Source organism: Vibrio sp. OY15 (assembly GCF_000742455.1).
GTDB lineage: Bacteria > Pseudomonadota > Gammaproteobacteria > Enterobacterales > Vibrionaceae > Vibrio > Vibrio alginolyticus.
Genome location: NZ_JPIL01000008.1, coordinates 15766 through 27847, shown reverse-complemented (window position 1 = coordinate 27847; position 12082 = coordinate 15766). Strand labels below are relative to the sequence as shown.

Annotated in this window: 11 protein-coding genes and 1 tRNA gene; 3 read left to right on the top strand and 9 right to left on the bottom strand. The window is 43.1% G+C overall.

Annotated features, from left to right (window positions below):
• Positions 1-492: 492 nt before the first annotated feature.
• From IJ23_RS10440 to IJ23_RS10410, 7 genes are all read right to left on the bottom strand, one after another.
• Positions 493-1746, bottom strand: coding sequence for an HD-GYP domain-containing protein (locus tag IJ23_RS10440; protein ID WP_005381029.1), 1254 nt, complete (start codon positions 1744-1746; stop codon positions 493-495).
• Between the two features lie 130 nt (positions 1747-1876).
• Positions 1877-2875 carry a LacI family DNA-binding transcriptional regulator gene (locus IJ23_RS10435; protein ID WP_033906218.1) on the bottom strand — a complete coding sequence of 333 codons (999 nt, stop codon included), beginning with the start codon at positions 2873-2875 and terminating at the stop codon, positions 1877-1879.
• Positions 2876-2980: 105 nt separating this feature from the next.
• On the bottom strand, positions 2981-3736 hold the full coding sequence (chbG, locus tag IJ23_RS10430; protein WP_033906217.1) for a chitin disaccharide deacetylase: 756 nt from the start codon (positions 3734-3736) through the stop codon (positions 2981-2983).
• An 18-nt stretch (positions 3737-3754) separates the two neighbouring features.
• Positions 3755-5077, bottom strand: a complete 1323-nt coding sequence (locus tag IJ23_RS10425; protein ID WP_033906216.1) for a 6-phospho-beta-glucosidase — start codon at positions 5075-5077, stop codon at positions 3755-3757.
• Between the two features lie 12 nt (positions 5078-5089).
• Positions 5090-5401: a PTS lactose/cellobiose transporter subunit IIA gene (locus IJ23_RS10420; RefSeq protein WP_031777269.1), complete on the bottom strand. Its 312-nt coding sequence runs from the start codon at positions 5399-5401 to the stop codon at positions 5090-5092.
• Positions 5402-5452: 51 nt separating this feature from the next.
• On the bottom strand, positions 5453-6787 hold the full coding sequence (locus tag IJ23_RS10415; RefSeq protein ID WP_005381064.1) for a PTS sugar transporter subunit IIC: 1335 nt from the start codon (positions 6785-6787) through the stop codon (positions 5453-5455).
• Between the two features lie 87 nt (positions 6788-6874).
• Positions 6875-7180: a PTS sugar transporter subunit IIB gene (locus IJ23_RS10410; RefSeq protein ID WP_025767645.1), complete on the bottom strand. Its 306-nt coding sequence runs from the start codon at positions 7178-7180 to the stop codon at positions 6875-6877.
• Positions 7181-7427: 247 nt separating this feature from the next.
• On the opposite strand from IJ23_RS10410, the gene IJ23_RS10405 reads away from it, so the two are divergent.
• On the top strand, positions 7428-8711 hold the full coding sequence (locus IJ23_RS10405; RefSeq protein WP_033906214.1) for a carbohydrate-binding protein: 1284 nt from the start codon (positions 7428-7430) through the stop codon (positions 8709-8711).
• 247 nt (positions 8712-8958) lie between these two features.
• On the opposite strand, the gene IJ23_RS10400 is transcribed toward IJ23_RS10405, so the two are convergent.
• A tRNA-Leu gene (locus IJ23_RS10400) sits at positions 8959-9043 on the bottom strand.
• 190 nt (positions 9044-9233) lie between these two features.
• Positions 9234-9899: an SDR family NAD(P)-dependent oxidoreductase gene (locus tag IJ23_RS10395; protein ID WP_033906213.1), complete on the bottom strand. Its 666-nt coding sequence runs from the start codon at positions 9897-9899 to the stop codon at positions 9234-9236.
• A 227-nt stretch (positions 9900-10126) separates the two neighbouring features.
• Between IJ23_RS10395 and IJ23_RS10390 the strand changes: the two genes are divergently transcribed.
• Both IJ23_RS10390 and IJ23_RS10385 read left to right on the top strand, forming a co-directional pair.
• The gene (locus IJ23_RS10390) at positions 10127-11395 is read left to right on the top strand and encodes a DUF2254 domain-containing protein (protein ID WP_017636178.1); all 1269 of its coding nucleotides are present in this window, start codon (positions 10127-10129) and stop codon (positions 11393-11395) included.
• A 184-nt stretch (positions 11396-11579) separates the two neighbouring features.
• Complete coding sequence (locus tag IJ23_RS10385; RefSeq protein WP_033906212.1) at positions 11580-12059, top strand: RDD family protein; 480 nt, start codon at positions 11580-11582, stop codon at positions 12057-12059.
• Positions 12060-12082 lie beyond the last annotated feature (23 nt).

The following is a 12082-nucleotide window of genomic DNA, read 5'->3' as shown; positions in this document are numbered from 1 at the left end:
TAATGTTTGAATTGACTGTGCTCTTATTGGTTTTTACTTTTGAAAAAGTAAAACAAAACAGCTCAAGGCTGCTTCCCAATTTAAATGGTCACTTCGTTTCATTGAAACCTAATTTGATACCGAGGTATCTAATTGGATTATCATCAACGAGTGCCCACACAGATTGATAGGTCTATATTGTTAAAGAGCTTGCTTTGCGAGAAGTTTTTCTCTCAAAGCGGAGGTGCATTCTAGCGATTTAGTTGTTAGTGTCAAACACTTTTTTAAACTAATTTTTTGTAGAAGCTTTTTACCTCTTCGACCCTGCTAAAGCCTTGTGGCGTCTGCCGTGTCGATGGATGCGCATTATAGGGAGAAGATTTTCTTTGGCAATACTAAAAATGCATTTTTTCTAAAAAAACATGCCAAATGGATACTTTCCATCCAACCCTAAAATTACCCAGAAATAACACTCAGGATTTATACAATTTACCCACAAAAAGCTGTGGATAACTACTCATCACTATCAAAGAAATAAGAAATACGCGAACGCGGATTTAGATACTCTTTTACTTTATCCGGTAATTTTGACGGATGAATCGCGTTAACTATCTTTATATCTTTTGAGGCAAGATCAATGATTGGCGCTTGCGTCCTTGGTACTGATGGATCGTAAACCAAGACATTCGGGAATAATAAATGCGATGCATTCACTGAGATAACCAGGCCGACCATATTATTAGAAAGCTGAACTACGGTACCCGGAGGAAACACGCCCATAAACTTAATTAGGATGTTCAGGTTCTCTTCTTTATATAGGTGTTTACAGTTCTTATATAAATGAGAGAGTGCGGTATAAGGAATCTTTTGATCTGAGACTATCGGTGTATGACACAAGTTATCAAACGCATTGGCTACAGCAATAATTTGAGCAAACTCGTTGATCTCATCTCCTTTCAGGCCTTTAGGATAACCAGACCCATCTCTTAGCTCATGGTGCTGCGCGATCACAATTCTCGCGACTTCGGGAAAAGCCTCGATTTGACTCGCAAGATCGACGCCATATTTAGTGTGCAACTTTAAGTAGTTGGTTTCTGGCTCTGTTAGAGGTAGTTGCTTTCTTAATATTGCAGTCGGGATTTTTATTTTCCCGATATCATGGAATAGTGCGGAGAAGGAAAGCTCTTTCAACTGTGCTGCTGAGTACCCTTTAGCACGGCCAATCATCATCGAGATAACAGCCACGTTCAATGAGTGGAAATAAATATCTTCAAACTCATTTTTTCCGTTCATCAGATGTAACGTAACATTATCATCGCACATTAACTTCTCGACGATATCTTCAATAAGAAGCTTTGCTTCATCAACTGCTGCTGTCGGACGGTTACGGATTTTAGTCATGACTGAACGCATACGTGCCAGAGAGCGCTCAAACTCTTTTTCACACTGAATCACGCGTCGACGGTATGCACTTAACTTTTCTATGCGGTTCTGTTTTTCTTGCCACATTTTTTGAGTTTCATGATCTAACGACGCTTCATTTGTTACTCTGTCAGCTTGTCTTTGATCAACAGGGAGTGGAACGGCATCGCTTTGCTCTGGATTAAAGTAAACGAACTTTACGCCGAGGTGGCGGATCATCTCGACTTGCTCTTGGTCTTTAATCTTAAAGCTATTGAGTAGAAAGGGGTGATCGTTCCACTTTAGCGGAAGACGGATATGTAATCCGGGTTGAATACGATCGACCGTTAGTTTAATGGCTGCCACTTATTCACTACTGATTTATATTTCTTAAGAGAGTTAGAATACTAGTAAATTTTGTGAATAAATTCATCAGTAACTAGCAAAACATCAAACCGTTATTTCTAAGCGACTCACTTAATTAGATAGAAGTAAGCTACTTTAAGGAGCGATCTGCTTTGCGTATTTTAAGCTTGGCCTCGAACACTGGCTTGTCTATTACTTCTTGCTCTTTGACTAGCCCCATTAACGTTTGTACCGCTACACGGGCCATGTCACTGATAGGAAAGTGCACTGCTGATACTGTAGGGTAAAGACTTTCACAAAGATCAACACTGTCAAAGCTAGTTAATGAGATTTGCTCTGGTACAGAAATACTGTGCTCGTGTAAGTACTGCATTGCGCCAACCGTCATTTCTTCACTGCACGAAAAGACAGCCGTCACATCAGGGTGTCGTTGTAAAATTGCAGCCATTGCATCATAACCACTTTGCCGACCATAATTCCCTTCTTCACACCAGCTTTCATCAATATCTATACCAGCATCCTTCATTGCATCAATATACCCAAGCTTTCTCAATACACTGTTATGACGTTGGGATGGACCGGTAATACAAGCAATCTTTCGATGACCACCAGCTAAAAGGTGCTCAACGGCAATACGGCTTGCATGATGATGGTTAAAGGTAACACAACGCTCTTCTATTCCTTCCACGTAGCGATCCAGGAGAACGAAAGGTGTTGGTTGTTTAGCTAATTCACGTAAGTCATCATCTGACAAATAACGACTATGAAGTACATAGCCGTCACAACGTAAATCATTAAAACGCTGAATTGCCTCTTTTTCACCTTGTGCAGAATGATGGCCTTGAGCTGTAATCAAAAACTTCTTATGAATATCCAGCTCGGTTTGAACCTGCTCCATCATCTCGCCAAAGAAGCCCCCCGTATAGTAAGTCACCAATAACCCAACCATATTACTGGATGAGGTTGCGAGTGAACGAGCAATTGCACTGGGACGATAATTCAGTTGCGCCATAGCTTGCTCTACTTTTTTTCGAGTTTCTTCGCGAAACTTCCCCTCCCCATTAATGATTCGAGAAACGGTAGAGCGATTTACACCGGCGAGTTCGGCGACATCTTTAATCCTTGCCATAATGCTATTGGGTCCAACTGCAATTGTTATTAAATATCCGTTTGTGTAGAACGGCTGCCAGCAATTCGTAAGGTGCTTATAGGGGGCGAAGCTGGCAGCCTTTAATCATACACCGACCATTTGATTGGTAGAAACGAGCTCAGAGTAATCCGTGACAGCTATACCATGATGAGCTAACTGTTCTTTTAAAATGGGAGAGGTAAGAACTTGTAACTCTAGCTCTCGCTGAAGCGCATAGCCACTCTTTAAGATAAGCGCCTGATCGGCCTCTGCCGGGTGGCACATCACCTCAACCAAGTCATAGTCAGCTTTTAAGCTCAATAAATGTGTCATTAAACCATCCAAGCTCACTTTTTGGTCATAAAACTCATCAGTAAAGATATACCTGATTGTCATCGATTCTTGACACAAGCCAGTGCCCCGCAGTGGCACTCGGTATTCATTCGCTACTTCTTTAATAACGGGCAAAATTTGAGGGTGAGTATGCGCGTGATGATGGCTATCTAAGTGGCTTAGCTCTAACCCAAGCGATAAAAAATGTTCCACCTGAGCTTTTGCTTCATCATAAACGACCTGAGTTTCGAAGTCCTGCTTACTCCAAAGTTCGTCATAGTTGATAAAGTGCGATCGGCCGTTGGTCAAGTTAGGATGCTTCGTTATAGGCACACCTGCTGTAAACCTAAGATGAACGCCAGTTTTCAAGTCTGGATTATGGCGAGCTAGTTCTAAGGCATGTTGCTCAGCATCCATACCCACCATCATGGTGGTTGAATGAACCACACCTTGCTGATGAGCTTTAACGATGCCGCTATTTACACCTCTCGTTAAACCAAAATCATCAGCATTAAAAATGACTTTCATCGGCGCCCTTCCTTAGTTTTACAACGTCGTTAGTTTAAATTGAGGTAAATACGGAGCGTTCACCGCCAGAATATCATCCAGGATTGACTTGGCGCGGCCAATGTCAGGCACCAATGGGTTATTGGTTAATGCCATAAGCGCCTTGTTATAATTACCTTCGACAGCAGCTTCTATTGTTAGCTGCTCATACGCTTTAACTTGATGGAGTAATCCTTTGATATTGTTTGACAACTCGCCAACCGCAAGAGGTTTCGCCCCCCAGCTACCAATCACGGCACTACATTCAATCACAGCATCGTCAGGTAGGCCGTTGATCGCTCCATTATTTAAAACGTTAACAACATGAATACTATTACGATTGTTATAAATTGAATCAACTAGGTTCAGTGATGCATCAGAATAATAAGCACCACCCCGCTCCTCTAACTCTTTCGGCTTATGATCGAGGGTAGGATCTTGATAGAGCTTAAATAGCGCATTTTCTGTTTCCATTACCTGCTCAGCACGAGTGCCTTTTTCATCGGCACTTTGTTTCTCTTCAGCAAGCATGGCATCAGTTTGATAGAAGTAGCGATGATAAGGACATGGTATCGCCCCCAGTGCTTTTAGAAATGCCGGATCCCACGGTTCTTCCCAGATATTCTTCATACTGAAGTTGGCACCATCACCGACTTTCTCTAATACCGTTTGAGTAATATCTTCCCCATTGAGCCATGCTTTGTGTACCCACACGAGATGGTTTAACCCAGCAAACTCAAGTTGTAGCTCTTTTGGCTCGCACTCCATCATTTCTGCAATCATCATTTCCATTGAAACGGGCACATTGCATAAACCAATACTCTTTACTTTGGTGTACTTACTGACCGCTTCGGAAACTAAACCCGCTGGGTTGGTGAAATTGAGCATCCATGCGTTTGGAGCCAACTCTTCAATGTCTTTACAGATATCAAGAATGACCGGAATGGTTCGCAGTGCTTTAGCAAAACCACCAGGGCCCGTTGTTTCTTGGCCGATGACGTCGTACTTGATTGGGATTCGCTCATCGTTAGCGCGTGCAGCAAGGCCACCAACACGAAACTGCGTCATCACAAAATCTGCATCTTTTATCGCAGCACGGCGATCGAAACCGGCTTTTATCTCAATTTTTGCGCCGGCTTTATCGACCATTCGCTGAGCCAATCCTTTGATGATCTCAAGCTTCTCAGCTCCTGACTCAATGTCCACAAAATGAATCTTCTTAACGGGTAAATATTCTAAGCGCTTAATAACCCCTTCAACCAATTCCGGGGTATAGCTACTACCACCGCCAATAATGGCAAGTTTGATCGCCTCTCTAGACATTTTCATCCCCCTTTATTTGTTCGAGATTTTTTTGTTCAGTGCGACGATTTCTACAGCCATCTCTTGAGCCAAAATCGTAGTCATTAGGTGATCTTGAGCATGCACCATCACTAACGTCATCGGGACTTTCCCTTCTCCCTGATCTTCTTCAATAAGCTGAGTCTGTATTAAGTGGGCTTTATTAATACACTCTCTTGCTTGAGAGAGCTTCTCATCAGCCGCTTCAAAATCTTGTTCTCGAGATAAACGCAATGCCTCGTAGCTTAAACTTCTGGCTTCACCAGCATTGCAAATGATCTCCATTACAACCAATTCTTGTTCCATCATTTTCTCTCCGAAAATCGGGCCGCGGTAATTGCGGCCCATTAAGCACAGTTAAGCAGTAACGCCTTCGCCTGACGGCTGCGTGTCACCTTTAGTTTCCTTCGTCGTTGGTAGTTCTTGCTCCAACATTTGCTTCTCAAACATTTTGAAGAATGGGAAGTAGATGATTAGATCAAGAATTAATAAACCAATGACGAGCAATACTGGCGCAAAGGTCCAACCGCTACCCCACGAAGCACCTATCAGTGCCGGTGTTGTCCAAGGTGTTGTAGCGACACCCATACCCACAAAGCCGACATGCACAGCAAAGTACGCAATCGTAGCGTTGATGACTGGAGCGAAGACGAACGGGATAAACAAGGTCGGGTTCATCACAACTGGGCTACCGAAGATCACAGGTTCGTTGATTTGGAAAAAGCCAGGCACCGCACTCATTCGACCAATGCTCTTAAGGTGAACAGAACGGCTAAACGACATCAGCATAACAAGAGCAAGTGTTGCACCAGAGCCGCCAATAAAGATGTAAAAATCCCAGAACGGTTGAGTAAATACGTTTGGAATCGGTTCACCTGCAACAAAGGCTTCAATGTTGGCACCAATGTTGGTCAAAAAGATTGGAGAAAGCAGTCCAACAACAATTGCAGCACCATGAATACCCGCAAACCAAAGTAGCTGGCAAAGCAATAAAGCGCCAATAATGGCAGGCAATGAGTTAGACGCACTAATTAGCGGTTTAAAGATAGCCATAACAGCGTCTGGAATCAGCATGTCGTACTGGGTTTGTACGAAAAGGCTAAGTGGATATAAGGTAATGAATATCGCTAAGACTGGTAGCAATACTTCAAATGATCGCGCAATCGCCGGTGGCACCTGCTCTGGCATGCGAATCGTAATATTGTGCTTTTTCATAAAACGGTAGAGCTCCACCGAGAAAAATGCACACATCACTGCGGTGAAGATCCCGGTTCCGCCCATGTGAGACATAGACAACGCGCCATCTTTAGCTGGGGCCGCAATGAGTAAAAAAGACATTAGTGACAATACAGCACTCGTGATCCCATCCATCTTGTAAGCCTTCGCTAAACTATAAGCAACGCCCAGCGAAACAAAAATGGTCATGATCCCCATCGACATGTTGTAGGGCATCATTATGGTATCAAAATGTGTAGTGGCGAAATCGAGCCAAATTCGACCAAAAGTAAAGGTTGTATCTTCGGCAAATGGGGGGAATGCAAAAATCAAAATGAAACTACCGACAATAATAAACGGCATTGCGACAATAAAACCGTCTCTCATTGCGCGAACATGGGGCTGATTCCCCACTTTAGCTGCTATAGGGGCTATATGCTTTTCGACTGCGCCTATAATTGCGTCATAAAGCTTCATAGAATCCATCCTTATTTTAGGCAAAAGAATCCCGCATCAAATATTTATATTTGATGTACAGTTATCTTTTTAATTTAAAACTATAGTTTAGTTAATTAATTCTAATGCTTGCTCTAGTACTTCTTCTCCCTTCATCATTCCATAATGCTGAGGAGAAATAGCATCAATGTTTTTACCATGCTCTTGCGCCGTTTTTCTTAGCTCTTCTAGCTGAAAACGTACTTGAGGCCCGAGAAGACAAACATCGTACTCTTTAATTGCATCTTCAAACGCATTCACTGACATTGCATCAATTTTGCACTCAATTCCTTTATTTTCAGCAGCTTGCTCCATTTTCTTAACAAGCATACTGGTGGACATCCCTGCGCTACAGCATAAAAGGATCTTTTTCATAGCCTTACTCCCGTTGTGTAAATTTCAACCTGTAAAAACTGTAGCAAAAATAACCAAGACAAAAAAGCGCAACCGGTTGCATTATTCGTGAACACAATCCCAATTTAGAAAATACCACCTATTTTTTTGTAATTATTTAGGTCTAGGATAAAAGTCATAAAATAATTTAAGACATCACATTAAGTTTCAAATTATCAATATTTTACTACTGACAACGTCGTTATTAATTTCTTAAAAGGAATAGAGAATGAAATTTAATAAATTGGCTATTGCAACGCTTGTAAGTGCCGCACTATCACAACACTCATTTGCTCAAACCGACTCTAAAGGCACCATTTATCTAACGTTTGATGATGGACCAATCAATGCATCTATTGACGTTATTCAAGTACTTAACCAGGAAGATATCAAAGCGACGTTTTACTTTAATGCTTGGCATTTAGATGGAATTGGTGATGAAAATGAAGACCGTTCCCTAGAAGCCTTAAAGCTCGCATTAGACACTGGTCATATTGTTGCGAACCACAGTTACGATCACATGGTGCACAACTGCGTGGATGAGTTTGGACCGAACAGTGCTGCGGAGTGTAATGCGACCGGGGACCACCAGCTTAACTCGTATCAAGACCCTGTTTACGATGCCTCAATGTTTACGGAAAACTTATCTGTGTTAGCAAAGTATTTGCCGAACATTACAAGCTACCCGAACTACAAGGCAACAGAGTTTGCTAGACTGCCCTACACCAACGGTTGGCGCGTGACGAAAGACTTCAAAGCAGATGGGTTATGTGCCACGTCTGATGACCTGAAACCTTGGGAACCAGGATATGTATGCGATACATCCAACCCATCCAACAGTGTAAAAGCAGCTATCGAGGTTCAAAATATCCTAGCGAATAACGGCTATCAAACTCACGGTTGGGATGTGGACTGGGCACCCGAAAATTGGGGCATTGAAATGCCAGCAAACAGCCTTACAGAAGCAGAAGCATTTCTTGGATATGTGGATTCCGCGTTAAACACTTGTGCACCAACAACGATTAACCCGATCAACTCCAAAGCTCAAGAGTTCCCATGTGGTACACCTTTACACGCAGATAAAGTTATCGTATTAACTCACGAGTTCCTATTTGAAGATGGTAAGCGTGGCATGGGGGCAACGCAAAACCTACCTAAGCTCGCTAAGTTTATACAGTTAGCAAAACAAGCGGGTTATGACTTCGACACAATGGATAACTACACACCGAACTGGCAAGTTGGTCATAACTACGACGCTGGCGATTACGTCTTACACCTAGGTACTGTATACCAGGCTGTAACAAACCATACTGCGCAACAAGATTGGGCACCGTCTCTAACCTCTAGCCTTTGGACAAATGCAGACCCAGCCACTAACTGGACTCAGAATGTTTCCTATAAACAAGGTGATGTGGTGACTTATCAAGGTTTGCGTTATCTAGTTGATGTACCGCACGTGTCCCAAGCAGACTGGACTCCGAACACTCAAAATACCTTGTTCACAGCTCTATAGGCTGTTCCTACTATCACCATGTAGTAGTTTGCGCGAGGCATACCCCTCGCGCTTTTTTTGTTTTGAAGATCCAGATATAACAAAGCCCCGACTTTCATCGAGGCTCTGTCTTAAAATATGGTACCGGTGGACGGAGTTGATTGGACTGGCATTCCTGCCGCCACCGCGAAGGCAACGCTAACTTTCTTTTGATATTTACGAACACCTAAAACGACGAAAGGCCGCTATAAAAGCGACCTTTCTAATATGGTACCGGTGGGCGGACTTGAACCGCCACGCCCGAAGGCAACGGATTTTGAATCCGTCGTGTATACCAATTTCACCACACCGGCATCTTTGGGCTATTGCCCTTTGATGGTTGGCATTATACGTAAGCTTTTGACCTGCGCAAGCAGAAATACCTTAAATAACTATCGTTTGCTGATAATTTCGCCACAAAGTGTGACAAAGCTGTACTCATAAGAAACGTACGCTCCATTTTCTACTACTCTTCCAGATGAAAGTGAGTATACGAAACTCTTTTTAAATTCTATTCACTGTAATATCAGAAACATAACCATTCCCAATGCTCGACAACGCATTATGGAGCATCTCTGCGGCATCTTCTGCTTGCATGAAGTGACTCGTGTCCATCGTATTGCCGCTTGTTTTCCAGAATTCCGTATCCATTCCACCAGGATAAACCGCGATAATTTTCATAGGTTTTCCTTTTAGCTCCAAACGAACCGACTCAATTAATCCTTTGACGGCCCATTTCACTGCACAATACGTAGACTCTTGCGCTTTAGGTTGTTGCGCGGCTGTGGACATGATCATGACCACTTTTATTGGATGATCTTTGTAACGCTTTACTAACTCTCTTAACACATGAATCGCAGAATTCAGGTTGTTATCAATCAACTTTTGAATCTCTTCCGGCTCCTGCTCTTCCAGTAAGCCAAAATAACCACTTCCTGCACTATGAATGACCATTTCAGGAGGCTGTTTCATCCCATCAAAGAGCTGTTTCACACCTTGATGTAATGAGAGGTTGCAAGCTTGATAGCCGACGTTATGAGAGAGTTGTTTTGCTAGTGCGGATAGTTTTTCTGTATTTCTTCCTATTACATACGTCTCTTTGCCTTCCGCATCATAACGCTTTGCTAGTTCCGCCCCTAAGCCGCTACTTGCACCTGTAATTACAATCATGCGCTACCTCTTTTCAATCACATACTTTTAATTCATCTATCAATTAAGGTAACAGAATCGTGGTAATTCACACCTCAAGAGCACCATTCTTTGAAGCAAGCAGCTTTCTTACTTTCGTGATGCATGAAATATCAAGCAGAACGACGGGCATTTAACCTATGCTTAAGCAAGAATAACTTTCTGAATTTTCTATCGACTTTCTAGTGAGAACTGAATAGGAGCAAAGAATGACTGGGTCAAAATGGCAGTGGTTACTGAAACAGATGACACGAAAACTGTGGGTCCGGACGTCACTCTACGCATTACTAGCTGTTGCTACCGCCTTAATGTCGATTGTTTTAAACCAGTTCATTACTCTGCCCCCTGCCATCAACGTCAGCAAGGATTTGTTGAACAACATATTAAATATCCTCGCAACCTCCATGCTTGCAGTGACTACATTCTCTCTCAATATTATGGTCTCAGCATACAGTGCCGCTAGTGCGGGGGTAACGCCACGAGCGACAAAACTGTTGATGGAAGACAGCACAACACAAAATGCCTTAGCAACCTTTCTTGGCTCTTTTCTATTTAGTTTGGTAGGAATTATCGCGCTAGGTATTGGGGCCTATCATCAACAAGCACAAATTTATCTGTTCATCGTAACTATCGCCGTAATCGTGATGATCATACTCACTCTGCTACGTTGGATTCAGCACCTTTCCGTACTAGGAAGGGTCAGTGAAACCACTTCATACGTGGAGCAAGCCTTGTTAGATGCGATAAGAAAACGGGGCAAAGAGCGTTGGCTAGGTGCTCACCCGTGGAGCCACCCAGAACATAAACCCAGAGGAAGTAAACCTATTTTGAGCCAAGAAATTGGCTACTTACAGCATGTTGATATGCATCATCTCGATAGTATTGCTGAAGCAAACCAATGCACCATCTACCTTGAGCGACAACCGGGAAGTTTTGTGTACGTAGGTCAACCATTGGCTTGGGTTTGTGGAGAATTGCCAGACGAAAGCGAAGTAACGGCAGCCTTCACGATTCGAACGGAGCGTTCATATGATCAGGACCCTCGCTTTGGTTTAGTCGTTATGGCGGAAATCGCCTCACGAGCACTATCTCCGGCTGTAAATGATAATGGCACCGCAATTGACGTTCTTGGGCGTTCTGTACGAGCACTTTCATTATGGGGAGACCTACTCAGTGAGCCTCCTACCAAAACTCGATATCCTAGACTATTTGTGCCCGCATTGAGCTGCCAGGATTTGTTTGATGATGTCTTTTTGCCGATAGCACACGATGGTGCAGCGCAACTCCAAATACAGATTCGCCTACAAAAGGCCTTGCTAGCTCTCTCTAGTATGCACCCTAAGTTATTTTTGTCACCAGCAATCAAGCTGTCAGAAAAAGCTTTAGAGCTTTCGTTAAGCCAACATTATACCGAAGATGAGAAACACCAACTCTCTCAGCTATCTAATCTGGTCACAGACCAAAGAGCCAATGGTTAAGAGAGTCGAATTCAGTTGAAACATATTGCTGCACGGCCTCGTGTATCATGACATGTGCTGATAACGTAGGGCAGAAAAGTCACTTAGTTTATACACAATTAAAGACTCTGTGCGTTAGGTCTCTTTTCTCTTGGTGAGGGAATCTATATTCTGACGCACAATTTTTAAGGTAAGTGATGGAATAATGGCAACGTCTACAACTCTTCCACCTGCTGGTCTCTTTCGTCGACTTGCAGCGTTGATTTACGACACATTGATTATTATCGCAATTGAAATGATGGCCGCTGGTATTGTTATGGCCGTTGTGTTTGCACTAAATGCAGCAGGATTGTTGAGCTATGGCGAGTACGCAGATGCCGCAGATATGCTCGGAAAGCACCCTGTATTGAGCCCTCTATTTACACTTTATCTTGCGGGTGTGTGGATATATTTCTTTGTGTTCTTCTGGACGCGAGCAGGACAAACTCTTGGGATGCGCGCTTGGAAGCTTCGAGTTCGCAATGCCAAAGACGGTGCACCAATTACGGTAACTCAAGCTCTGATTCGTATTTCGACATCTGGCTTTGGCTTGGCAAATCTGACTGTACCGATTGATCCGAAGAAACGTGGTTTCCACGACATTTGGGCCAAAACAGAGGTAGTTGTATTACCCAAGGCAAACTAACTTGTCTAGGAACACAAAAAAGG